This window comes from Williamsia sp. 1135, assembly GCF_002095395.1.
Lineage (GTDB): Bacteria > Actinomycetota > Actinomycetes > Mycobacteriales > Mycobacteriaceae > Williamsia.
Window position 1 is genome coordinate 86,577 of record NZ_MJEI01000096.1, and the last position, 23,363, is coordinate 109,939.

25 protein-coding genes and 1 riboswitch are annotated in these 23,363 nt (G+C 66.8%); of the genes, 12 read left to right on the forward strand and 13 right to left on the reverse strand.

Annotated elements, in window-relative coordinates:
• Positions 1 to 99 precede the first annotated feature (99 nt).
• A complete protein-coding gene (locus BFL43_RS15870) occupies positions 100 to 1,257 on the reverse strand; it encodes a pyridoxal phosphate-dependent aminotransferase (RefSeq protein WP_084893473.1) in 1,158 nt (385 codons plus the stop codon).
• Positions 1,258 to 1,418: 161 nt separating this feature from the next.
• Here BFL43_RS15870 and BFL43_RS15875 point away from each other — a divergent pair, with 161 nt between their 5' ends.
• Positions 1,419 to 2,246 carry a hypothetical protein gene (locus BFL43_RS15875; RefSeq protein WP_084893474.1) on the forward strand — a complete coding sequence of 276 codons (828 nt, stop codon included), beginning with the start codon at positions 1,419 to 1,421 and terminating at the stop codon, positions 2,244 to 2,246.
• Between the two features lie 27 nt (positions 2,247 to 2,273).
• Here BFL43_RS15875 and BFL43_RS15880 read toward each other — a convergent pair whose 3' ends face one another.
• Positions 2,274 to 3,926 (reverse strand): DNA repair helicase XPB, encoded by a 1,653-nt coding sequence (locus tag BFL43_RS15880; RefSeq protein ID WP_084893475.1) that lies wholly within the window; start codon positions 3,924 to 3,926, stop codon positions 2,274 to 2,276.
• Between the two features lie 91 nt (positions 3,927 to 4,017).
• Positions 4,018 to 6,348 (reverse strand): helicase-associated domain-containing protein, encoded by a 2,331-nt coding sequence (locus BFL43_RS15885; protein ID WP_143695352.1) that lies wholly within the window; start codon positions 6,346 to 6,348, stop codon positions 4,018 to 4,020.
• Positions 6,349 to 6,354: 6 nt separating this feature from the next.
• Between BFL43_RS15885 and BFL43_RS15890 the strand changes: the two genes are divergently transcribed.
• From BFL43_RS15890 to BFL43_RS15910, 5 genes are read left to right on the forward strand one after another with little or no spacing between them, the layout of a single operon-like run.
• Positions 6,355 to 6,543 (forward strand): hypothetical protein, encoded by a 189-nt coding sequence (locus BFL43_RS15890; protein ID WP_206186686.1) that lies wholly within the window; start codon positions 6,355 to 6,357, stop codon positions 6,541 to 6,543.
• Between the two features lie 4 nt (positions 6,544 to 6,547).
• Positions 6,548 to 7,054, forward strand: coding sequence for a cyclic pyranopterin monophosphate synthase MoaC (moaC, locus tag BFL43_RS15895; RefSeq protein ID WP_084893478.1), 507 nt, complete (start codon positions 6,548 to 6,550; stop codon positions 7,052 to 7,054).
• Positions 7,047 to 7,523, forward strand: a complete 477-nt coding sequence (locus tag BFL43_RS15900) for a MogA/MoaB family molybdenum cofactor biosynthesis protein (protein ID WP_084893541.1) — start codon at positions 7,047 to 7,049, stop codon at positions 7,521 to 7,523. Before moaC ends, BFL43_RS15900 begins: the two co-directional genes overlap by 8 nt.
• Positions 7,523 to 7,960 (forward strand): molybdenum cofactor biosynthesis protein MoaE, encoded by a 438-nt coding sequence (locus BFL43_RS15905; protein WP_084893479.1) that lies wholly within the window; start codon positions 7,523 to 7,525, stop codon positions 7,958 to 7,960. Before BFL43_RS15900 ends, BFL43_RS15905 begins: the two co-directional genes overlap by 1 nt.
• Positions 7,961 to 8,018: 58 nt before the next feature.
• The gene (locus BFL43_RS15910) at positions 8,019 to 8,780 is read left to right on the forward strand and encodes an alpha/beta fold hydrolase (protein WP_240498299.1); all 762 of its coding nucleotides are present in this window, start codon (positions 8,019 to 8,021) and stop codon (positions 8,778 to 8,780) included.
• Positions 8,781 to 8,870: 90 nt separating this feature from the next.
• Here the strand turns inward: BFL43_RS15910 and BFL43_RS15915 are convergent, their stop codons facing one another.
• The 5 genes from BFL43_RS15915 to BFL43_RS15935 form a co-directional block, all read right to left on the reverse strand.
• Positions 8,871 to 9,479 (reverse strand): transglycosylase family protein, encoded by a 609-nt coding sequence (locus BFL43_RS15915; protein ID WP_084893480.1) that lies wholly within the window; start codon positions 9,477 to 9,479, stop codon positions 8,871 to 8,873.
• 6 nt (positions 9,480 to 9,485) lie between these two features.
• A riboswitch (cyclic di-AMP (ydaO/yuaA leader) is annotated at positions 9,486 to 9,673 on the reverse strand.
• Between the two features lie 310 nt (positions 9,674 to 9,983).
• On the reverse strand, positions 9,984 to 10,232 hold the full coding sequence (locus BFL43_RS15920) for a MoaD/ThiS family protein (RefSeq protein ID WP_084893481.1): 249 nt from the start codon (positions 10,230 to 10,232) through the stop codon (positions 9,984 to 9,986).
• Position 10,233: 1 nt separating this feature from the next.
• Positions 10,234 to 11,325 (reverse strand): GTP 3',8-cyclase MoaA, encoded by a 1,092-nt coding sequence (gene moaA / locus BFL43_RS15925; RefSeq protein ID WP_240498300.1) that lies wholly within the window; start codon positions 11,323 to 11,325, stop codon positions 10,234 to 10,236.
• 100 nt (positions 11,326 to 11,425) lie between these two features.
• Positions 11,426 to 11,953: a flavin reductase family protein gene (locus BFL43_RS15930; protein WP_084893483.1), complete on the reverse strand. Its 528-nt coding sequence runs from the start codon at positions 11,951 to 11,953 to the stop codon at positions 11,426 to 11,428.
• A gap of 13 nt (positions 11,954 to 11,966) precedes the next feature.
• Positions 11,967 to 12,212 carry a hypothetical protein gene (locus tag BFL43_RS15935; protein WP_084893484.1) on the reverse strand — a complete coding sequence of 82 codons (246 nt, stop codon included), beginning with the start codon at positions 12,210 to 12,212 and terminating at the stop codon, positions 11,967 to 11,969.
• A gap of 155 nt (positions 12,213 to 12,367) precedes the next feature.
• Between BFL43_RS15935 and BFL43_RS15940 the strand changes: the two genes are divergently transcribed.
• Entirely contained in the window at positions 12,368 to 12,784 is a 417-nt protein-coding gene (locus BFL43_RS15940; protein WP_084893485.1) for a cold-shock protein, read from the forward strand.
• An 86-nt stretch (positions 12,785 to 12,870) separates the two neighbouring features.
• On the opposite strand, the gene BFL43_RS15945 is transcribed toward BFL43_RS15940, so the two are convergent.
• Together BFL43_RS15945 and BFL43_RS15950 are read right to left on the reverse strand one after the other, a co-directional pair.
• Entirely contained in the window at positions 12,871 to 13,404 is a 534-nt protein-coding gene (locus BFL43_RS15945; protein ID WP_084893486.1) for a DUF2771 family protein, read from the reverse strand.
• Positions 13,401 to 15,269 carry an MFS transporter gene (locus tag BFL43_RS15950; RefSeq protein ID WP_240498301.1) on the reverse strand — a complete coding sequence of 623 codons (1,869 nt, stop codon included), beginning with the start codon at positions 15,267 to 15,269 and terminating at the stop codon, positions 13,401 to 13,403. The genes BFL43_RS15945 and BFL43_RS15950 overlap by 4 nt, the downstream gene beginning before the upstream one ends.
• Before the next feature lie 144 nt (positions 15,270 to 15,413).
• Between BFL43_RS15950 and BFL43_RS15955 the strand changes: the two genes are divergently transcribed.
• Genes BFL43_RS15955 through BFL43_RS15965 form a run of 3 tightly spaced genes read left to right on the forward strand, consistent with a single transcriptional unit; the run spans position 15,414 to position 19,574 of the window.
• Positions 15,414 to 16,142, forward strand: a complete 729-nt coding sequence (locus BFL43_RS15955) for a DUF3027 domain-containing protein (RefSeq protein WP_143695359.1) — start codon at positions 15,414 to 15,416, stop codon at positions 16,140 to 16,142.
• A gap of 5 nt (positions 16,143 to 16,147) precedes the next feature.
• A complete protein-coding gene (locus tag BFL43_RS15960; RefSeq protein WP_240498302.1) occupies positions 16,148 to 18,925 on the forward strand; it encodes an ATP-binding protein in 2,778 nt (925 codons plus the stop codon).
• Positions 18,909 to 19,574 carry a phosphatase PAP2 family protein gene (locus BFL43_RS15965; protein ID WP_084893544.1) on the forward strand — a complete coding sequence of 222 codons (666 nt, stop codon included), beginning with the start codon at positions 18,909 to 18,911 and terminating at the stop codon, positions 19,572 to 19,574. Before BFL43_RS15960 ends, BFL43_RS15965 begins: the two co-directional genes overlap by 17 nt.
• Here the strand turns inward: BFL43_RS15965 and BFL43_RS15970 are convergent.
• The gene (locus tag BFL43_RS15970; protein ID WP_084893488.1) at positions 19,462 to 19,710 is read right to left on the reverse strand and encodes a DUF2530 domain-containing protein; all 249 of its coding nucleotides are present in this window, start codon (positions 19,708 to 19,710) and stop codon (positions 19,462 to 19,464) included. The genes BFL43_RS15965 and BFL43_RS15970 overlap by 113 nt on opposite strands.
• A gap of 216 nt (positions 19,711 to 19,926) precedes the next feature.
• Here BFL43_RS15970 and BFL43_RS15975 point away from each other — a divergent pair, with 216 nt between their 5' ends.
• Positions 19,927 to 20,358: a MarR family transcriptional regulator gene (locus BFL43_RS15975; protein ID WP_084893489.1), complete on the forward strand. Its 432-nt coding sequence runs from the start codon at positions 19,927 to 19,929 to the stop codon at positions 20,356 to 20,358.
• Between the two features lie 54 nt (positions 20,359 to 20,412).
• Here BFL43_RS15975 and BFL43_RS15980 read toward each other — a convergent pair whose 3' ends face one another.
• A complete protein-coding gene (locus BFL43_RS15980) occupies positions 20,413 to 21,639 on the reverse strand; it encodes a GNAT family N-acetyltransferase (RefSeq protein WP_084893490.1) in 1,227 nt (408 codons plus the stop codon).
• Between the two features lie 41 nt (positions 21,640 to 21,680).
• Between BFL43_RS15980 and BFL43_RS15985 the strand changes: the two genes are divergently transcribed.
• Positions 21,681 to 22,544, forward strand: a complete 864-nt coding sequence (locus BFL43_RS15985) for an RNA methyltransferase (RefSeq protein ID WP_084893491.1) — start codon at positions 21,681 to 21,683, stop codon at positions 22,542 to 22,544.
• Here BFL43_RS15985 and BFL43_RS15990 read toward each other — a convergent pair.
• Positions 22,541 to 23,299, reverse strand: coding sequence for a hypothetical protein (locus tag BFL43_RS15990; protein WP_084893546.1), 759 nt, complete (start codon positions 23,297 to 23,299; stop codon positions 22,541 to 22,543). The genes BFL43_RS15985 and BFL43_RS15990 overlap by 4 nt on opposite strands.
• Positions 23,300 to 23,363 lie beyond the last annotated feature (64 nt).

Sequence of the window (23,363 nt, forward strand, 5' to 3'; positions counted from 1 at the left end):
TCGCTGGGCTTTTCGGCACGGTGAACGGTTGTTTCTGCACGGTCGACGGTTGTTTGGGCACGGTGAACGGTTGTTTCGGCACGCTCGATGGCGCCTGGGTCAGGCGAGCGCTCGGAGTCGGTCTGCAGCTTGCGCGATCACGTCGTCTTTCTTGGCGAAAGCGAAGCGGACCAGATGATTCCAGGGTTCGGGGTGATCGACGAAGGCGCTGACCGGCACCGCGGCTACACCGATGCGGCCGGGGAGGTCGCGGCACAGCGCAGCGCCGTCGTGGTAGCCGAGCGGCCGCGGGTCGGCACAGACGAAGTAGGTTCCCTCGCTCCGGTGTACACCGAATCCGACATCCGTCAGCGCCGCCGAGATCAGGTCGCGTTTGCGCTGTAGTGCCGCCGCCGATCCCGCAACCCAGTCCATCTGCGACTCCAGGGCCACCGCCACCGCCGGCTGAAACGGGCCACTGCCGACGTAGCTCATGAACTGTTTCGCAGCCCGGGCCGCGGCAACGAGTTCGGCCGGACCGCTGATCCAGCCCACCTTCCAGCCGGTGACGTTGAAGGTCTTACCCGCCGACGAGACCCGTAATGTCCGTTCTTTCATGCCGGGCAGGGTGGCGAGCGGGGTGTGCTGACGGCCGTCGAACAGCAGATGCTCGTAGACCTCGTCGGTCAATGCGACCACGTCGTTGTCGATACAGACCGCGGCTATGGCTGCGAGGTCGTCGGCGGAAAGAACGGTGCCCGTAGGGTTGTGGGGACTGTTGATCACCACCAGCGCGGTCTTCGGGGTCACGGCTGCCGCCAGGGCGTCGCGGTCGAAGGTGAAGCCGTCGCCGTCCGCGACCAGTGGCACGGTCACGCGCTTGGCTCCCGCCATGGCGGTCGCGGCGGCGTAGGCGTCGTAATAGGGCTCGATCATGACGACCTCGGAGCCCGGCTCCACAAGGCCGACGACGGCGCCCGCGATAGCCTCGGTGGCGCCGACGGTGATCAGCACCTCGGTATCCGGGTTGTACTGCAGCCCATAATGTTCGAGTTGATGCTTGGCCACGGCAGCCCGCAACGCGGGGATCCCGGGGCCGGGGGGATATTGATTCTGTCCGGTGCCGATCGCGTCCTGCGCGGCGGCGAGCATGGCGGCGGGGCCGTCTGTGTCAGGAAAACCCTGGCCGAGATTGATGGCGTCATGCGTGACCGACAGCTGCGACATCTCGGCGAAGATCGTGGATGAAAACGGTTGTAACCGTGCGACGGTCCGCATGCCACGCTTAGCAGTCATTCGGCCAGCTTACCTATTTGCGATCGCGATCAATCGGTTTGGTAAAGCAGAATTTTTGGGACACCAGGGTGGAATCGACCGGCGGGAGGGCTGTCCGGCCAGTACGCTCACAGCGCAGGCATCCACGTCACCGGAGGTATCTCGTGTCCGATCAAGGCCCATATCCCGGTGCGCCCGGGCCGTTCAATCAGCCCGGCGGCGGGAACCAGTACAACCCTCCCGGCGGCGGAAATCCTTACAATCAACCACCCGGTCCGCAGGGACAACCCGGTTACCCGCCACCTGGCGGCCAGCCGAACTACCCGCCCAACCCGCAACAGGGCGGGCAGCCGTATCCCGCCGGCGGGCAGCAATACGGACAGCCCGGCCAGCCGTACGGCGGTGGGCAACCGCCCTACGGCGGCGGTGTGCCCCAGTACGGCGGCTCGAATTACAACACCCCGCCACCGAAGAAAAAGAAGACGATCTGGATCATCATCGGATCGTTGGTGGCGCTCGTCGTCGCCGCAGTCGTCGCCCTGGTAGTCGTCGGCGTCGTGCTCACCGATGACATCAGTGACGTGAAGGCGGGCGATTGCGTGACCGTCACCGGCTCGAACTCCGATGCCGACTTCGACAAGGTCGACTGTGGGGACACGGATCCGCTGAACTTCTATGTCGCCGAGACGCTCGACTCCACCGACGGCTCATGCGGGGGAGAGCAGTACTCCGAGCTCACCCAGACCGGCGACGAGACCACCAAACTCTGTCTCGTCCCGAACTTCGAACAGGGCAAATGCTACGAGATCCCGATCTCGTCGTTGACCGGCATGAAAGAGGTGGCCTGCGGTGCAGGCGACAGCAGCCAGCTCAACCGGACGGTGAAAGTCACGGCGAGGGTCGACTCCGTGACCGTTCCCGACTGCGACGACCCCGTCACCTTCGACAAGCCGAAGCCGCTGGGTTACTGCCTGGGTGACCCCACCGAGTAGCGATCACCGAAGAGACGGGGGCTGGGGTCAGCCGACCGCCGGCCCGAGCAGGTCGTCGGCATCGGTGATCCGATACGCGTAGCCCTGCTCGGCGAGGAAGCGCTGCCGGTGGGCGGCGTAGTCGGCGTCGACGGTGTCGCGCGAGACCACCGAGTAGAAGTGGGCCTGCCCGCCATCGGCTTTCGGACGCAGAAGCCGACCCAGTCGCTGCGCCTCCTCCTGTCGCGACCCGAAGGTTCCCGACACCTGCACGGCGACCGACGCCTCGGGCAGGTCGATGGAGAAGTTGGCGACCTTCGAGACCACCAGCGTCTGGATCTCACCGGTGCGGAACTGCGCGAACAGCACCTCGCGATCTTTGTTTTTCGTCGATCCCTTGATGACCGGTGCGTCGAGGGCTTCGCCCAGTTCGTCGAGCTGATCGAGGTACGCCCCGATGATCAGCGTCTGGGAATCCTTGTGATTCTTGAGGATCGACTTCACCACGTTGATCTTGGTGTGCGCGGTGGAGCAGAGCTTGTACTTCTCCTCGGGCTCGGCGACCGCGTATTCGAGGCGTTCGTTGTCGGTCAGGGTCACCCGCACCTCGATGCATTCGGCAGGCGCGATCCAGCCCTGGGCCTCGATGTCCTTCCACGGCGCGTCGTAGCGCTTCGGTCCGATCAGGCTGAAGACGTCACCTTCCCGGCCGTCCTCGCGGACCAGCGTCGCGGTGAGACCGAGGCGGCGGCGGGACTGCAGATCGGCGGTCATCCGGAACACCGGTGCCGGCAGCAGGTGGACCTCGTCGTAGATGATCAGACCCCAGTCGCGGGAATCGAAGAGGTCGAGGTTGCGGTACTCGCCCTTCGATTTACGGGTCATCACCTGATAGGTCGCGATGGTTACCGGCCGAATCTCCTTGCGCTCGCCGGAGTACTCGCCGATCTCTTCCTCGGTCAGCGAGGTCCGCGCGATCAGCTCTCGTTTCCACTGCCGCCCGGCGACCGTGTTGGTGACCAGGATCAGGGTGGTGGCCTGGGCGGTGGCCATCGCGGCGGCCCCGACCATCGTCTTGCCCGCACCACAGGGCAGGACCACGACGCCCGAACCGCCCGCCCAGAACGACTCGGCCGCGAGCTGCTGGTAGTCGCGCAGCTCCCAGCCGTTCTCATCCAGGGAGATCGCATGGGCTTCGCCGTCGACGTAGCCCGCGAGGTCCTCGGCGGGCCAGCCGACCTTGAGCAGGATCTGCTTGAGGCGCCCGCGTTCGGAGGCGTGCACGATGACGGTGTCGTCGTCGACCCGCGCCCCGAGCATCGGCGCAACCTTCTTGTTCCGCATGATTTCGACCAGGACGGCCCGGTCATTGCTCACCAGCGTCAGGCCGTGGACGGGACTCTTCACCAGCTGGAGCCGGCCGAAGCGGCCCATGGTGTCGACGACGTCCATCAGCAGGGGTTGCGGCACCGCGTACCGGGAGAAGCTGACCAGGGCATCGACGACCTGCTCGGCGTCATGTCCGGCGGCCCGCGCGTTCCACAGAGCGAGCGGGGTCACGCGGTAGGTGTGCACGTGTTCGGGAGCCCGTTCGAGCTCGGCGAAGGGTGCGATCGCCGCCCGCGCCTGCGCCGCCTGGGGGTGGTCGACCTCGAGTAGCAGGGTCTTATCGGATTGCACGATCAATGGTCCATCGGTCACAAGGGTCCATTGTCCACGACAGCCGGTTTTGGTGGCTTTTGGCGACGGCGACCTGGGGATTCACCCACCAAAACCCACCAAGATCGGGAGGTCAGTCGACGATTTCGACCGTGGTGATCCGGTGCAGCGAGAACCGGTGCTCTTCTTCGCTGCCCGGTTCGACCGCGACGACCTGCCCCGCGCCGATCATCCGGGGCGCGACGATGTGCTTGCTGGCGAACCCTTGCGCGTTGACGTAACCAAGACGCACCGTGCGTTTGGTGTTCAGGGCGGTCTGCAGCAGGGCCGCGGCGGGCGTGCCGCCGCCGGTGACCGCAGAGCCTCCGGCGCCGATCCTGGTGGCCACGGCTGCGTTGGCCGCATCCTGTGATCGCATGTGGGTGACGACGGTGGCCAGACGGTCCCGGGTCGGGGGTACGAGTGTCGACGTGCGGGCCGTCCGGCGTTCCCGGGGTGTCGGCAGCCGGGCGCCACGCGTGCGCAGATCCACCAGTGCGCCGGTCGTGTCTTCACCCGCCGGGGCAAAACCAGCTGCGCGGAGAGCTTCGAGGACCTCGATCAACGGGTCGGTGCTCACCGCGACCGTCGGTGCCAAAGCCCTCAGGGAGAGCTGCTCGGCGACAGGGGAACTGAGAACCGCTGCCAGCATGGTCGCGTCCTCGCACCGGATGAACGACGTGGCGACGCCGACCCGCAACTGACCGTGCTTGCGTGCCACATCGTCGATCAGGTACGTGATCGACTGTGGGACCGGCGTTTTCGAATGTGTGGTGAAGAAGGTGACCAGCTCGGTCCCGGTGCGGCCGGCGTCGAGTGCGCGCCGGACCGACGACTCGGAGACGCGATAGACCGATGCGGCGCCGCCGGATTCGAGGTCGGCGACCAAGGCGAGGTCGGCGGCGAGTTCAGGTGCGAGTGGTCCGGGAGCGGTGACTGTCTGATCGGCCTGGGCGAGGAAGAAATCGATGGGCGGCGGAATCGATCGCGCCATCGCCGCCACGGTGTGCTTCTCCACGTCGTCGGCGGCACCCGCTGCGATCAGGTGGCGCCCCGCCGACGTCAGTGCGCCGTGGGCGACCAACCCCAGAGCCTGTGCCTCGGAGAGGGTTTCGGTGATCGTCGTTCGCGGCATTCGGCGCACCCATCGCGGGTGTCGCCAGGCGATGTACCTGGCCACCGACACCGGCGTGACGTCGGCACCGGCCTGTGCCGCACCGAGTGCCTCGAGCACCAGCAGCCGTTCGGCCCGGGCGGCACCTTCGGCCATCTCACCGACCAAGGCCCCGATGGGTGTGCCTTCGGGGGTGCGACCGCCGATCTGCCACGGCCGGCGCTGCAGGTTCACCCACGCCGACGCGATCGAGAACCAACGTCGCTCGGCGGCCTGATGGATCCAGCTGTCTGTCGATGAGGTGGGCGCCCAGGACGGTTCGACCCCGTCGGAGATGTCGGGGACGGGGAATCCGGAGTCGATGAGCCGTAGCTCGGCCAGTACCTCCAGCACCAGGCCGATGCGTTTCTCGTCGACGCCGACCAGCTTCGCCAGCCGGCGGATCTCCCGCACGCCCATCCCGCCCGCCCGCAGCATCGCCGCGGGTTGTACTCCCAGGGTGTCGAGGGTGTCGGCGGCATGCCGGAGGAACTCCAGGGCTTCACCGGCGGCCGCGGCGTCGACCTCGCCGAGGGCGATTTTCCGGCCCCCGGCGCCGGTCAGCTCCGGTGGCCGGAGATCGGCCGGCTCGGACGGGTCTTCGCCGCGGATCAATTGGCCGACGACCACCGGCAACTCCACGGTCTGATCGTCGACGACGACCAGCAGATCCTCGCGCACCAACCGCGGCACCGGACGATCCGAGTCGGGGCCGAGCGCGGCGTCGCGGGTGCGTCCGAGACCGGGGCCCGAGGCCAGCGTGCCGAGCAGCTCTCGTTCACGCTCGGGAAGTGCGGCGATCTTCTCCCGGATCTCCTCGAGGGTCAGGGTGTTGATCGCGGCCGTCGCCAGCCGTGAACGCCAGGGCCAGGCCGCGGCCAGGTGCGGGCCTGTGACCAGGGCCTCGGGGGGTCCCCAGAGCAGGGCGAGGTCGATGAGTCTGTCGATCCGGGCGCGGATGTCTGCCGGATCCGACCGGCCGGACAGCGCTTCGACGATGGCTGCGGTGGACACCGGGGAGGGGCCGAGGGCGCTCACCGTCTCGAGTATTGCGATCGCCGGCAGGTCCAGTTCTTCGCCACTGCGGTTGACCGATGCGGCCGACAGGGCACGCTGCGCGAGCACCGCGACGCCGGGCGGTGGCGGGCTCGCCAGGTCGGGACGCGAATGCATGAGGTCGAGCAGCTGGTCGTCGTCGCGGCCCGCGAGGTCGTCGGCCAGACTGGTTGGCGCCTCGGTCTTCATCCAGCCGATGATATGCGGGTGGTTCATGGCAGAATGACGCCCGTGGCTGAAAAGAAGAAGTACGTCGACAATGGCTGGCCGGTAGTTCCTGAAGGCGAGCACGCGATCAGCGAGTTCGCGGCCAACGTGTCCGGGTCGCTGTCGCCGTTCGGTGATGTGGAGTTCCCACTGCCCGTCGAGGATCTCCCGTACATCCACCCGAAGACCTCCGTCAATCGCTGATCCGTTGGCGACGTCGGCCGAGGGCGGACGCCTCAGTCATCTCGACGATGCCGGGGCGGCCCGCATGGTCGATGTGGGCGGCAAACCCGCGACGACGCGAAAAGCTGTGGCCACCGGCACTTTTCGGACCACAGCCGAAGTGATCACGTTGCTGTCGTCCAACGGGTTGCCCAAGGGTGACGCTCTCGCCACGGCCCGGATCGCGGGGATCATGGCGGCGAAGAAGACCTCTGAACTCATCCCGCTCTGCCATCAGGTGGCGCTCAGTTCCGTGAGTGTCGAATTCTACCTCGGCAAGGAGTCGATCGGCGTCCGGGCCACGGCTGTGACCACCGACCGCACCGGTGTCGAGATGGAAGCGTTGACCGCCGTTGCAGTGACGGGTCTCACTCTCCACGACATGGTCAAAGCGGTCGATCCACGCGCATCGATGACCGACATCGGTCTGTTCGAAAAGACCGGCGGCAAGAAGGGGCACTGGAAACGTGACCCGGAGTCGGGCGATGACTGACCCGAGCGCTGTGGTCGTGGTCGCCTCGACCCGAGCAGCCGGCGGTGTCTACCCCGACCGCTGCGGACCGATCATCGCCACCTGGCTGCGGGAGCGCGGCTATATGGTGCCCGACCCGATCGTCGTCCCTGACGGAGATCCGGTGGGCGGCGCCCTACGCGAGGCCATCTCGCAAGGGGCCGCCGTCGTGATCACCACGGGCGGTACCGGATTGAGCCCCACCGATCACACGCCCGAGCAGACCGCCGCTGTACTCGACCGGCAGATCCCGGGCCTCGCCGCCGCCATCCGCCGCAGTGGGCTGCCGAAGGTGCCCACCGCCGTCCTCTCACGAGGCCTCGCCGGCACCGTGGGTCGCACGCTGATCGTGAACCTGCCCGGCTCGACCGGCGGGGTGAAGGACGGCCTCGAGGTGCTGGATCCGGTGCTCGCCCACGCCGTCGACCAGATCAATGGAGGCGATCACTGATGTCTGCCGTCGTCGCGCGAGCGGCCGTCACAGAAGAGCCGTTGTCGACCGCCTTTCACGAGCAACTCGCGGCCGATGCCGCCGGTGGCACCGCTGGGGCGATCGTGAGCTTCGTCGGCGCTGTACGCAACCACGACGGTGGCCGGGACGTGACCGCGCTGAACTACAGTGCCCACCCCACCGCGGCCGACGTCGTCGCGAAGGTGGTCGCCGACGTGGCGGCGGGCGCCGAGGGGGTACGGGCGGTCGCGGTGTCGCACCGGGTCGGTGACCTCCTGATCGGTGACGCCGCACTGGTGGTCGCCGTCGCCGCCGACCATCGTGGCGCCGCCTTCGCCACCTGTTCACTCCTCGTCGATGAGGTGAAAGCCCAACTCCCGGTCTGGAAACACCAGATCTTCGCCGATGGTTCCGACGAGTGGGTCGGATCGGCCTGACGTTCTCCCCTCACGGGTCGCGATTGAAGTTCGCGCAGTTGCCCGGTACGGTCCGACCATGAAAACCAAGGGTTGCCTAACACGCGCGCTGTCTGCCATGGTCCTGCTGACCGCCGTCGGCTCGCTGTCCATACCGGCTGCGTCGGCCGACGGAGTTCCGGCGGGGGAGCGCATCGTCGTCCTGGTGCCCGGCCAGCAGGCGACTCCTGGGACCACGAGCCTGGATCAGTACGAGGACATGGCAGCCGAGCTCACCGCGCAGGGGTACACCGTGCACACGGTCGATGTGAAAGGCCTTGATCTCCCCGCCGACACCCGCGTCGTCGAGGCCGCGGTCGCGAAAGCCACCGCAGGCGTTGACGCCGAATCGGTGGCGATCGTCGGCCACAGCTACGGTGGACTCTCGGCCCGTAGTTATCTGAAGACCCTCGGTGGATCAGACGTGGTCGACACCTACATCGCCATCGGCACCCCGCAGTACGGATCTCCCGGTGGCTGCGCGCAACTGCCCGGATTCGGTTGGGACGGCTGCCCGGTGACCCCGTTCATCGCCGACCTCATCACCGGCGACGACACCCCGGGCGACACGGCGTACTACTCGATCCGCAGCGACGAGGAACTGGCGGACGGTCGTCTCGATGGCGGCCAATACCGGGTTGCACCGATTCCTGACCTCGTCCATGAGGTCGAACCGGCCGATCCGCGGGTCGTCGTTGCAGTCTCGGAGATCCTCGCCGGCCACAGTCCTGCTGAGTTCGTCGACGAGGCCGAGGGGGACATCACGCTCGAGAAGACGCTGTTCCCGGCACCCACCCGCTGACCCATTCTTGGAACCGTAGAGAAGGAATGGAAAAGGGCCCCGCACGGACTCAGATGTCGCGTGCGGGGCCCTTCGTCTGGGTCTCCGTGATCAGGAGAGGGGCAGAACGTCCTTGTACTGGTTGAAGAAGGCGATCTGGCCGGCGTCGAGATCGCCTGCCGCGTTGGCCTGGTCGATCAGCGCCTTGATGGCGGGATCGGAGATCGAGGCCTTGAGCTGGTTCGCGATCTCATCGGTCTGCGCTGCGAGGTCCGGGAGCTGGATCTGCGGCAGAGCCGGGATCTCGAGGCTGGGGGCAGCCTCGGGAGCAGGCGCGCTGCGCTCGGTGGCGCCGCTGAGGCCGGTGCCGCAGGTGGGCCATGCGCCCTTGCCCTGGCCGGCGAGCACGCGCTCGGCAACGGCGATCTGCTGCTCACGGGTGGCCTGGTCCGCGGACGGCGCGAACTCGGTGCCGCCGTGGCCCGCCCAGGTGCTCGGGGAGAACTGCAGTCCGCCCTGGTATCCGTTGCCGGTGTTGATGGCCCAGTTGCCGCCCGACTCGCACGCGGCGACGGTGTCCCACTCGGCGTCGGTTGCTGCACCGGCGTTGCCGCCGCCTGCAAACGCGAGGCCTGCGCCGCCACCGATCACGGCAGAGGTGACAGCGATCTTGGCAAGGGTGCGACCGGTGCTGGTCGACTGACGATGACGTCCTGACATGAGTTTGCTTCCTCTCTCCACGCGCCTACGAAGTCAGCTGTCGGGTTCGAGCGAGAGGTTGCTCGGTTCCAGTGGAACTACACCCCAAGGACTCCGTCGGATGAAAGCGTGTCGCTTCCGATCGTCGGCAGCCCGGTGATCTCCAGGAGATGTTTGGGTCCCCCGCCCTCGTCCCTGAATTGCGTTTGTTGTGTTCTCGGTTCGCGGGACGAGGTTGGGCGCGGCGAGCCGGGAATATTCAATTGCGTTGCGGTCGATCAGATCAACCGAGTCAGACGGTACGTGTTAATTCGGGTCGACACACATCTTTGTGAGGTGAGGTGTTTGACGTGTCGGGAGGCCATTTCGCGTTCATTTCGTATTCGCGCTGCTCATCGCTATGACTGTCGTCCCGTGTCCGTACCGTGACCGTACCGTTATGTGATGAAGGTCACTGTGTCATCCGAAGGAATGAGGCGGCGTTGTGGGTCGATCGACCCGATCGCCAACCCTCAATCGATGGTCTCATCCGCCCGCGAAGGGTGGGAGCACGTCCACGGTGTCGCCGCTCGACAGCACGCGCGAGCGGTCGCGAACGGCAATTGACTCATGCAGATACGAGCATCGGTTAAGTACGTTGGCCAATTCTGGATTCTGTTGACCCAACACATTTTCCAGATCGGCAAGTGTGGCTTTGTCAGTGAGCTTCACCACAGTTTGTTCAGTCCCTGCTGCAGCTTGGGCTGCGGCGAAGAAACGGACGCAGATCTCCATCTCAGCCGCCGATCGCAGACATCGGTCGGGACGGCTGCAGGAAGCCCGGTTCGTTCACGCCGTGGCCCGGGAGCTTGCCCCAGGTGGATTCGCGCCACCGCAGCGCGATTTCTTCATCTGAAGAAGAAGTTGACTTCAGCAAATCGGCCAGATCCGTCTCGTCGGTGGCGAAGAGGCAGTTACGCAGTTGTCCGTCCGCGGTCAGGCGGGTGCGGTCGCAGTCACCGCAGAACGGCCGCGTGACCGATGCGATGACCCCGACGCGGGCCGGCTTCCCGTCGGCACCGAGGTACCCCTCGACGGTCCAGCGCTGCGCGGGCGCGGCGCCTCGTGGTGCGGCATCCGGGCGCAGATCGAACTCCCGTTGCAGCCGCTCCAGGATCTGGTCCGCGGTGATCATGGTGGTGCGCGACCAGTGATGCTCGGCGTCGAGAGGCATCTGCTCGATGATGCGGAGTTCGTAGCCGCGGTCCAGGCACATCCGGAGCAGCGCGGCGGCATCGTCGAGACCGTGCTCGGTGTCGAGGACGGCGTTCACCTTCACCGGGAACAGGCCGGCCGTTGCCGCTGCCTCCAGTCCGGCGAGCACGTCGGGTAGCCGGTCGCGACGCGTGATCGCGGCGAATCTGGCCGCATCGACCGTGTCGAGCGATACGTTCACCCGGTTCAGTCCGGCGTCGGCCAGCCGCTTGGCCTGATGTTTCAGGCCCAGGCCATTGGTGGTGAGCGCGATCTCGGGACGTGGGTCCAGTGCGGCGACGGCCTCGATGATGTCGGGCAGGTCTTTTCGTAGCAACGGTTCACCGCCGGTGAAGCGCACTGCTTCGACGCCTAGATGCCGCACGCCGATCGAGACCGCCCGAACGATTTCCTCGGCGGTCAGAACTTTGTCCCGCGCAAGCCAATCGAGTCCCTCTGCGGGCATGCAGTAGGTGCAGCGTAGGTTGCAGCGGTCGGTGACCGAGACGCGCAGATCACGTACGGCGCGCCCAAAGGTGTCGACCATGGGTCCGCTGGTGGGCATGGCGGCGTCGCGCAGAACGGGCTTCTGCGCGGACAAGCCGCTCGGCATGCCGAGAGCGATGACAGTCACAGCCCCCAGCGTACGGTTTGTGTCGGTTGATGGTCGGGCCGCCGGGGGTGATGGCCGTGGCCGCATCCGTACATGCGGACGCCGTCGCCGTCTGAGTCCGCTACTGCGGAGTCGATGCCTTTTTCCGTTCCAGGGCGCGGAAGGTGCTCGCGTGAAAGACCAGCGGTTCGTGGACCGGGTCGGCGCGCAAGGCGTTGACCTTGAGCAACACCAGGCTGTGGTCGCCTGCGGGAATTTCGTTGTAGATGGTGCAGGAGAGCTGGGCGACGGCCCCGCCGATGAACAGTGCCCCGTCCTCGGTCGTCTCGAGATCGAGCCCGGTGAAGCGGCGATCCGCGGCTCCGGCGAGCTGCTTGCACTCGGCGTCCTGATCATGGGCGAAGACCGACACCCCGAGTACCGGCGCATTACGGAGTTTCGGCCACGTGGTCGACTCGTTCTGCACGCACAGCGACACCAACGGCGGGTCGAGTGAGACCGTGGCAAATGAGCTGGCGGCCAGGCCGATCGATTGATCACCGGACTGATGGCAGACCGCCACCACACCGGTCGGGAAACAGCTGTAGGCGCGCCGTAAGGCCGATCCATCGCTGGTCGGCGTCAGGGCTCCGTCGATTGGTGTCGTCATGTCACCGACCAGCCTAGTTCGCCGGGGTGTCGCCGGTCGGGTTGCGCCGCTCGGCACGCTGCCGTCGGCCTGATCGCAGGGCAAAAATCAGCCCGAATAAAAATCCGAGGGGCGCGCACATGGTTAGTAGATAGACGAACAGCGGTGCGCTCTCACCGGTGATCGGCGTCATCAAGAACAGCACGGCCAGTGCGATGAGCCCGATCGCGAAGAGCCCCAGTGCCACCCGCAGGAGCAGGTTGCCGTCGGTTTTGCGCATGTGGTCAACGGTAGTGCAGTCCGCCGGGGGCGGGAAAACCCCTGTGCTGCCCGCGGGGGCCAGGGGCTAGACTGACCCAAACGCGTCTGGCTGGACCTACCGTCACAGCGGGCGCTTTCGTTTTGTTTGATGACGAGCAGATGAGGGTGAGCGCAGTGCCCAGCGGCAAGGTGAAGTGGTACGACGCGGAGAAGGGCTTCGGCTTTCTCTCGCAAGATGAGGGCGAAGACGTCTACGTGCGTTCGTCCGCGCTCCCCGATGGGATCGAGGCGCTCAAGCCCGGCCAGAAGGTCGAGTTCGGGATGGCCGCGGGACGTCGTGGGCCGCAGGCGTTGTCGGTGAAGGTGCTCGATCCGGCCCCGAGCGTCGCCAAGAACACGCGCGAGGCCGCACGCAAAGATCAGCCGAAGAAGCACACCACCGACGAACTGCACGGCATGATCGCCGACCTCGTCACGCTGCTCGAGGGCAAGGTGCAGCCGGATCTGCGCAAGGGGCGTTACCCCGATCGCAAGACCGCGCAGATGATCTCCGAGGTCGTGCGGGCCGTGGCCCGCGAGCTCGAGAACTAGCCCGACCTCCGATCTTGGTGGGTTCTGGCGAGCGTTTCCCCTGGTCACGCGCGCCACAACCCACCATTTCCGGTTGCGGCTGGGTGTTACTGACTCTGAGCGGGCACCTCGACGCCGTCCGGGAGGGTGTCGATTCCCCAGATTCCGCGGGGTACGAAGCCGAACTCGTCCTCGACCTGTGAAGGTTGCTTGATCTCGATGGCGGCCAGGATCCGGTCGCGAGTCGAGTCGAGCGTGATCGTTCGTGCCGAATCACTGGGGTAGAAGACCTCGTCGCCGATGTCCGAACCCTCGGCGGTGAGGTACTGCACCACCAGGGTCCACGGACCGACCGCCAGCTCTGCCGACAGGGACAGCATCACGGTGTCTCCGACCTTCACCGGAACTCGTGCCGGCGGGTCGAGCGCCTCCTGGTTGCACTTCTGCATGTCGATGCTGCAGTACTTGAGCGGCTCCACCCGGACGAGCTTGTCTCCGCTGGCCACCTGCACGTACGGGGTGTCGTCGGCCTCGTGTCCCGACGCCAGCACTGCCACGGAACTGGCGACGACGGCGACGAAGAGGACAGCGACGATCGAGAAGATGGCGAAGAACTTCTTTTCGCCCGAGGACAATCTCATGCGCCGTGTGCACCTTTGTTCCAGGCCTCGCGGGTTTTCGGATCGATGTGGATCGCGCCGGTCGGCATTGTCATGTCTGGTCGTTTGCCGCCGAAGCCGGGGACGAGTGTCGACCCTCGGTTGGTGACGAAGGTCTGGATGAATCCGAGTGCCAGCAGTCCCGCGACCACACCGAAGCCGATGGTGAGGTTGGGCGGCAGCAGGACTCCGAGCGATGCGCCGAACACCCAGCTCATCTGCAGCACGGTTTCGGAGCGACCGAAGGCAGAGGCCCGGGACTCGTCGGGCAGGTCATCCTGGATCGATGAATCGAGGCACACCTTGCCGATGGCGCTGGTGCCCGAGGCGATCAGTGCCGCGATGGCGATCAGCAGCAGGTTGCTGAAGATGGCGGCCACCGCCGCGACGACCATGCAGGCCCCGGTGACGATGACGATGATGTTCTGGGGGTTCTTCAGCTCGAGGCGGGTGCCGGTCGCGTTGCCGATGAAGTTGCCGATACCGGCCGCGGCTCCGACGGCGCCCAGCATCGCGACCTGCGCCCATCCGCTGCCCCCGCCCTGCTGCGACTTGGCGTAGAACGCGATGAACAGGGTCAGGAACCCGGTGAGGATGCGGATGGTGCCGTTGCCCCACAGGCCCACCAGGACGTTGCGCCCCAGGGGCTGACGCATGCTGGCCGCGAGCGCCTTGACCGGCGACTGTTTCTCACCGGGCGGCTCGGTCGCCGCAGGACCGGAATCGGGCCGGTACAGCGGGTCGCGGGCGGGTTCACCGTGGTAGGTGAGTGTGGTCGGGACCTCACCGGCAGTGACCTCCACCCACGACGGGATCCGCATGCACAGCACGGCGCCGACGACGGTGATGATGGCCAACCACACCATCGCTCCCGGGAGATGCAGCGGCAGCACCTTGCCGAGCAGGACCTCGCACAGCGCTGCGACGCCGCCGCCGATGATGGTTCCGCCGACCAGTCCGAAGGTGGTCAGCCGGGAGTTCACCCGCACGAGGTCGATGGACGGGGGTAGGACACGGGGCGTGACAGCGGACTTCAGGACTCCAAAGGACTTGGACAGCACCAGCATTCCGAGAGCGCACGGATAGAGCACCCACGGGTCGTACGTCAGTTGACTGGTGGCGGCGTCCCACCCGCAGTTGGCCATGATCAACACGGCCAGGAGTGTGCGTCCGACGAACGTCCCGGCCATCGCGATACGGCGGCCGCGTTGCAGTTTGTCGAGCATCGGCCCGATCAGCGGTGCGATGATCGCGAACGGCGCGATGGTCAGCAGCAGATAGAGGCCGACCTTGCCCTTGGACTCGGCGCTCGCCGCGGCGAAGAACAGGGTGTTCGCCAGGGCGATGGTCATGGCGGCGTCGACGGCGAAGTTGACGACGGTCGGGTAGGTGAGCGCGGTCAGACCCGAACGGTCGGCGCCGTCGGCCGTGGCGGCCTGGTGGATCTTGCCGATGCCCTTGGACGTCAGTTCGCGCCCGCGCAGCGCGGCCACCCGCGTGACCGTGAGCTTGCGAGGCATCGCACGCTGGTTGTCGTCGCGGTGGTAGTCGGTCTCGTCGAGCGGCGGCAGATGCGGATTGTGCGAGGTCTGCTGCCGGGTCTCGTGGCGGGTTGCACCCGGCGAGGGATAGGCCGCGGTCGGCGGGTTGCCGGGGGGCGAGTTGCCGGGGGGCGAGGGCCCGGCCGGAGGTGGGCCCGGCGGTCGTTGTCGAGGCGGCGGGGGGCCCTGGCGCGGTGGCCTCGGGCCGGCGGCACCGTCGACCGGATAGTTTGCTGCTCCCGGGTGCGCGCCGGGCGACGGGCGAGGAGGCTGCCTCGGGTCGCGTGGTGCATTTCCTCGGTTCACTTCCACGATTGTTCCCTATCCCCGGTTGGCCGACCAACCCTCGGGCGCCTGCGGCGAGTTGCGATACGGCACACTGGAGGGGTGAACGCGGTAACCGAGCAGGCAGACACAGCAACTGATCACGAACAGGCAGATCAGCAGCGCGTGGCAACGTTGCTGGCCGGGGCCGTCTCGCAGGCGCGGGAGGCCATCGACGCAGAGGGTGACGAGGTCGGTGACCACCTCGACGCGGTGACCGAGGCGAGCTACACCGTCACCCACTACTTCGCCGCCGACGTCCCCGGTTACCGGGGATGGCAGTGGTGCGTCGTGCTCGCGGGCTGTCCCGACAGCGACGACGTGACCGTCAACGAGGTCGCCCTGCTCCCCGGATCCCAGGCGCTGACCGCGCCCGACTGGGTGCCGTGGGCCGAGCGGCTCAAACCGGGCGATCTCCATCCCGGCGACCTGCTCGCCAGCCCACCCGACGACCCCCGCCTGGAACCGGGCTACGTCGACAACGGCGACGTCGATCCCGTCGACCCGGCAACACAGGTCGTCGCGGAACTGGGCCTGGGCCGCGACCGGTTGATGACTCGCGAAGCCCGCCTCGACACCGCGCAGCGTTGGGCCGAAGGCGAATACGGCCCGGACTCGCCGATGGCGCAAGGCGCTCGCCACAATTGCGTCAGCTGCGGTTTCTACCTCCCGATCGTCGGCGCACTGCGCGCGGCGTTCGGGGTGTGCGCCAACGAGTACTCCGCGGACGGGCGGGTGGTGCACGCCGATCACGGGTGCGGTGCCCACACCGACGTCAAGGCGCCCTCGGGTGCCGGCAGTCCGGCCTATGACGCCTTCGACGACGGTGCGGTCGAAATCCACGCCAACTCCTGACGCCGGTGCCTGACGCTGCCGATGGGGGAGCCGATCTCCGATCGGGGGGTCGGGCAGCCGATCTCCGATCGGGTGCGGATCCGTTCGGGATCAACGAGATCCGGGATTCGACCCTGCAATCCTGGCTCACCTCGCCGACCCGGCTGCGTGAAGACGTCGCAGCTGAGTCCGACCTCGTCGGGGTCGGGTACCGCGATCGGCTCCTCACCGAATTGGTGGCGAATGCCGCCGATGCGGCGACGGCCGCGGGGGTCTCCGGTGTGGTGAAGGTCTGGCTCGACGGCGCAGACCTGCACGTCGCGAACACGGGAAGTCCGCTCGACGCAGGCGGGGCCGCCGCGCTGACCGCGTTGCGTTCGTCGAACAAGACCGGCTCCGGGTTGGTGGGGCGCTTCGGGGTAGGGTTCACCGCCGTCGCCGCAGTGACCCGTCACGTCCAGATCCGTTCGCGCAGTGGGTCGATCGAGTTCTCCGCCGAACGCACACGCACTGAATTGGCGGCGCATGGGATCGAGGCCGAGGAGGTCCCGACCCTGCGGCTCGCCTGGCCGGTCGATCTCGCGCCTGCGGCCGGTTTCGACACCGAGGTGGTACTGCGCCTGGAACCCCACGTCGACACCGCGGTGATGATGCGGGAGTTCGCCGCGGAGGCCGTCGAGCTGTTGCTGGAATTGCCTGCGGTCGAGACGATTTCGGTAGCCGATCACCTGTTCACCCGGGAGCGCGCCGATTCGGTGGTGTCGGTGGGGTCGCAGAGGTGGCTGGAATATTCGGCTCCCCATGCCCGCTGGCTGTTGCCGATGACGGGCGACTGGCTGGTGACCCGGCAGCGTGACGTGCTCCGCGCCCCGACGAGGACGGACGTAGAACTCACGGTCCCGGCGATCTGTATCGCCGACGTGCGTCTGACCGCTGACCGTCGTGGCTTGCATCCCGATGCTGACATAGCCACCGCGGCAATCGGATACGCGGACTTTGCCGCATCCCTGCCCATCGACCAGCGGGCGATACTCGTTCCGGAACCGGGGTTCGCCGCGAGCCGTACCGATGAGCGTCTGCGCGGCGCTCTGATCGATGAGTTGTCCTCGCGTCCGTGGCTTCCGGGCGCCGGCGGCGACGACCTGATCCCGGAGCGCGCCGAGGTGCTCCTCGACCTGACATCCGGTTTGGCGGAACTCCTCGGCGAGATCATCACCACGCTGGTCCACCCCGACCTGTCCGACCGCAGTGCCGTCACCCGGCTGCGTTCGGTGGGCGTGACCGAGATCGGTCTGGCAGATATAGCGTCGCGGCTCACCGGTATCGACCGCGAACCTCGTTGGTGGGGAAAGCTGTACACCGAGCTGTCGGTGGTCGCCCAGGGGCAGGTCGACGAACTCGGCGCCTTGCCGGTGCCGTTGACCGATGGCCGGACATTGCCCGGCGCGCGTGGCACGGTACTGCCTCCGCCGCAGTCCGACGACCCGGACACCGATGTCGTCGCGCCGTCGTGGCTGCCCACCGTGCATCCGCAGGCGGCCCATGAGCTGCTCGGACGCCTGGGTGCCCGGCAACTGTCGGTGTCGGAGATGCTGTCTGATCCGGCGCTGCGCGGCGAGATCGAGTCCGACCCGGAGGGTGATGACCTGGCCCGTAGCGTGCTGGGTCTGCTGCGCACCGCACCGGACGCGTCGGTACCGGCCTGGCTCGGACAGCTGCTGTTGCCGACCACGGACGGCGACGAGCGTCCGGCGGACGAGCTGCTGCTGCCGAACAGCCCGCTGGCGTCGGTCCTGATCGACGATTCGCCGTTCGGCGTCGTCGACCCGGACTGGGTCGAAACGTATGGTGCAGAGGCCTTTCGCGCGCTCGGGGTGGGATGGGGGTTCACCGTCACCCATGAGGATTACCCGACCGGCCCCGACCACGATCTTGCCGACGAAGCACGGTGGTGGGACACGATCGGCGATCCGCCGCAGACGTTTTCGGCAGTTCGCGACCTCGACCTCGTCGACCAGGGCCGGTGGCCGCAGGCTCTGAGCCTGCTCGCGGAATCTCCGGACTGTGCAGCGTTGCTGACCGATCGCCGCGGTTACACGGCCTGGTGGCTTCGCCACTACGCGGAGATCGACGACGCGCCACTGGGGCACTGGCGGGCTCCGAGCGACGACACCATGGCGGGGCTGTTGGATCCGTTGGATCATCCGCACGCGGATGAGCTGTCCGGGGCTCTGGGCGCGGCCGACGTCGAGGACACCGATCAGGCGTTGATGCTCTTGACCCACCTGGCCGATGCCGACCGGTCGATCAGCCCGTCGGTGGCTGCCATCGCCCACACCACACTCGCGGTGGCGCTCCGGGACGGGCGAATCGACCTCGGACGGATCGACCCCCCGAGCGGGCTGCGCACCCTCGCCGGATCTGTCGCAGACGACGCGGTGGTGTTGGACGTGCCCTGGCTCGCCGCGGCACTCGACCCCGCCGTCGTGGTCGCGTTGGCACCACCGGGGTTTTCCCTGGCGACGCAACTGGCCGACCTGTTGGACATCCCGACGGCCACCGAGCAGTACTCCGGTGGTCCCACGGAGCCGGGGGAGGCCACGACCTGGCAGGCGCACCCGCAGGCACTGAGGTCGGCCCTGATCCAGGACAGAGCACTACCCACCGGTCCCATCCGCGTCCACGAGTCGCTGACGATCGAACTGCGCCGCGGCGACGAGCGCAGCGAGCACCGGGTTCCCTGGTGGCGTGACGAGCACGGGATGGTCCACGTGGATGCGGGGTTCGATGTCCTCGGTGGCTGAGGTCGTCGAGACCGACACGGTGTTCGGGCCCGATCAAGCGGTCCTGGATTGGCTGGTCGATCACCGGACCGGCTTCTGGGATTCGGCGATGAAAGCGGTCACGGTCCTGGGGAACACCGGGGTGCTCACGATGATCGCCGCCCTCGTGGCCGTGGTTCTCGCGAGCAAAAGGCAGTGGAGGCCGGCGATACTGGTCTCGGTCGGCTCGCTGGTGGGGTCGCTCGTCATGTTCGGGCTCAAACAGCTCATCGCACGGCCGAGGCCACCGATCCCGGAGCGGATGGTCGAGCTGTCGAGCTACTCGTTCCCGTCAGGGCACGCGATGACGTCCACCGTTGTCTATGGGTCCATCGCGGTCTCGGCCTACTGGTGCAGCGATTGGGTTCGCGCGCACCGTTGGGTATTGGTGGCTGCGCCGGTGCTGGCCATCGCCATCGGGATTTCCCGGGTCTACCTGGGTGCACACTGGATGACCGACGTGCTGGCGGGTTGGGCCTTCGGATCGATCTATCTCGCGTTGGCGGCGTTCCTGGTGCTCAGGACAGACCCTGCTGGGCCGCCCGGCTCCCGCGGCGGACCGCCCACTTCTGCAGGGACACCACGAAACAGCCGAACAAACCAACTCCGAGGCCGACCAGACAAATCGTGAGCGTGTTGTCGGTCCCGAGGCCCCAGCCTGCGACGACAACAGTGGCGATCAACCACCCGAGCATGCCGACGATGATGACCGGCGCGGGGGCGGTCAGCTTGTGTGGCAATTCGGGGATGTGGCCAGCCATGACCATCAGACTAATTCGAATTGCGCGGACAGTGCGTCCGGGCCTTGGAAGTACATCATTTCGGAAAAACTGCACATAGTTTTGCCTGCGAAGAATCCGGTGTGCGCAGGCACAGAGGTGATCGCCCGTGACACTAAGTTAACCGTAATTCACTGGTGGGTCGAACAAATGAACATCACCCGTTTGGCATGTATTTTCTGAAAGCTGACTTATCCTGGCTGCGTGGACCAGAATGACGAAAAGCTCGCGAGTGACTTGGCGTTGGCCGTGGTCCGACTGACGAGGCATCTGCGAGGCCGCAGAAATGCGTCGCCGGTGTCGCTCACGCAACTGTCGGCGTTGTCGACCCTGCGGAGAGAGGGGCCGATGACCCCGGGCGCGATCGCCGCCCGCGAGCGCGTGCAGCCCCCGTCGATGACCAGGGTGATCGCATCACTGGCGGACCTGGGGCTGGTGAAGCGTGATCCGCACCCCACCGATGGCAGGCAGGTGATCGTCACCCTGTCCCCGACGGGTGATGCCGTCGTGGTCGATGAGGCGAACGCTCGTGAAGAATGGCTGCGCGCCCAGCTCAAGCGCCTCGACGACGATCAGCTCGCCACCTTGCGCAACGCAGTCGGCATCATCGAATCCATCGTCGCCGAAAGCGACTGATCACCCCGCGACCGGGCCGAACCGACCGTCGACCGTGCCGAAGCAGTCTGCGACCTAGAAGAACGTTCCCGCGTGCGGCTTTTTGTCGGTGCTGAAGGCCTGATCGACCGCGTGCAGGGTGGGGGCATCGGCCGTCCAGAGACGCTCCGCGGCCGCGAAATCAACCGCCCGGTACCCGCCCAGGTACAGGCTGCCCAGCACCGAGATGTCCATTCGAACGGTCGGGTCGGCGTCGGTTGCGGTCACGGTGGCCTGGCTGTCGGTGATCGACACCGCGAACTTGCCGCCTGACTCGCGGTACGTGTCGGAGACCTCGAGGACGAACTCGGTGTCATGGCCGTATTCCCGGAGGGTCAGGGCCTTCTCGACGTCGAGGATCCGCAGCCACATGCTGTCGCGGATTGCGGTGACCGCCGGGGCCCGCAGGTCCGTCAGCTTCAACGGCAGCGGGTCGTCGACCGGCGTGGTGGCGGTGATGGCCGGGATCAGGTCGAGTCCGACAAGCACGCGCCACAGGTCTGTGTGCGCCTCATCGGTGACTGCGAAGATCTCGTAAACCTCTGCGATAGAGGTATTTTCGGTCTCATGGTGGATTCGGTAGCTCGCGTACCCGTCGGCGTGCAGCAGGTAGTGCAGACCGCTGCGACCGTTCCGCAGCATCGGCCGGTCGGCGAAGATCATGTTCCACCACACCGGAGCTCGCATGATGGCTCCGGGTCTGGTCGAGACCCACCGGTTGTGGAGCTCGGGTACGCGGTCGCGAATCTGATCGGGCTCGCCGAACCGCACGCGGGAATCGGCAGGCGCCGGCGCGCGGAACTCGGCCCGGCGCAGATCAACTCGCCAGGAATGCTCGAATGAGGCAGGGCCGTAACCGAAGCGTTCGTAGATGGTGCCCTCGGATGCGGTGAGGATGGAGAAGACGGACTCCTCCTGCTCCCACTGCTCGAAGAGCTCGGTGATCATCATCCGCAGGATGCCGCGCCTGCGATGGGTCGACGCCACCGACACCCAGGACAGCCCGGGCAGACTCGCGCGGTACCCGCCCGGCACCGACATCACCATCCGGTAGAACATCGCGATGCCGACCAGAACCGGACGGTCGGGGTCGACGTTGTCGTGTACCACCACGACGTCGCCGTCGTCGACTTTGGAGCGGATGTCTGCCAGCGCCTCGTCGTCGAGGGGTTCGATGAAGGCGAACGCCCGGGCGTCGGCGGTCGCGATGTCTTGCCAGTCCGAATCGATTGCGCGACGAAGAGTCAGGTTCCCGTTGCTCACCCATCCAACTTGTCACACCCGACGTCGGGCAGACTAGCCGGATGCCCGGATCGCAACCTTCCCGCGCCGACGCCCCACCCGATCTCGCGGTGACCGTGGTCGATATCGACGACCCGGCGGACCCGCGGGTCGACGACTTCCGGGATCTGAACTCCGTCGATCGGCGCCCTGATCTGCCGATCCTGCCCGGCGGTAGCCCCGGGAAGGGGCTGGTGATCGCCGAGGGAGTGCTGGTGGCCGAGCGGATGGTCGCCTCGCGCTTCGCGACACACGCTTTCCTCGGGGTCGACAAGAGGCTGCGCGAACTCGGCCCCACCGACCCGACCTTGGCCGGTGTCCCGTTCTATCGCGCGAGCGCCGCGGTGATGGCCGACATCGTCGGGTTCCATCTCAACCGCGGGGTCCTGGCGGTGGCCCGTCGGCCGGTCCCTCTCGAGGTGCCGGACGTGATCGCGACGGCGCGCACGATCGCCGTGCTCGAAGGCGTCAACGACCACGAGAACATCGGCAGCATCTTCCGCAACGCTGCCGGCCTCGGTGTCGATGCGGTGATCTTCGGCGGCGCATGTGCCGATCCGCTGTATCGCCGCTCGGTGCGGGTGTCGATGGGGCATGCGCTGCTCGTCCCGTTCGCGCACGCCGCGAACTGGCCATCAGACCTGGACATCCTGCGCGACAACAACTTCCGCATCATCTCGATGACACCGGATGCCGCCGCGATCCCTCTGTCCGACGCGGTGGACGCCGAGCGGGTGGCGTTCATGGTGGGCGCAGAAGGGCCGGGACTTTCCGAGACCGCAATGCGCGCAGGCGATGTGCGGGCAAGGATCCCGATGGCCCGCGGCACCGATTCGCTCAACGTCGCGACAGCGGCCGCGCTGGCCTTCTACGAACGAGCGCGTTAGTTCTTGTGGCCGAAGCCGAACCAGCGAGCCACACGTCCGGGAGCGCTGGGCTCTGATTCCTGCGGCGTGCCGGTATTGCCGGTAGGTGCGGCGGGTGTCGAAAGCCCCAGTTCCACATCGGCTTCCGTCGGCTCGTAGCCCTTCGGGCGGATCGCGAAGCCCGAGACGGTGATGGTGGCCGGATCGGTGTCGGAGTCTTCGAGCGGCGTGGTGAAGCGAAATCCCAGCCACTCGCGGATTGCCTGTTCGGCGAACTCCTGGGGGTGGAAGGGGAGGGCCTGTGGATCGGGTTGTGCGCCATCGGCGTAGACCAGTGGATGTTCGCCCGACCAGAACGGACCCTCGAAAACGAAGGGCAGACCGTTGTTTTCGAGGATGTCGACGGGATTCGCAGAGAACGACCGGCGCAATTCACCGGCGTCCCAGCGGGCGAAAGCGCCCAGTGATGACTCGGGGTCCGTATGCAGCACTATCGTCGAATCCGACGGCAGTGCGGCGATCCAGGACTCCGGCAGGGTCGACGGTGTCGTCGAGGCGAGGACGGGGCTCGTCACCACCGTCAGTGCGCCGTAGGTTCCGATGAACAGCTGGTCGGTCTCGGGATTTGCGGCCTCTGCCAGCGTGGTTTCGCCGATCGGCACCGCAGTCAGATCTGGGAGCAGTGCGGCAGCGATCGCTCCGGCCGTTGCCGGGTCGTGGCGCAGGCCCTGCCTGATCTCCGCTGCCGGATCGCTGGAATTGACGAACCAGAGCATGGATGCTGCTTTCGCTGCCAATGCAAGCCTTTCGTGTGGTCCGACCGATTTTGCGTACCGATCA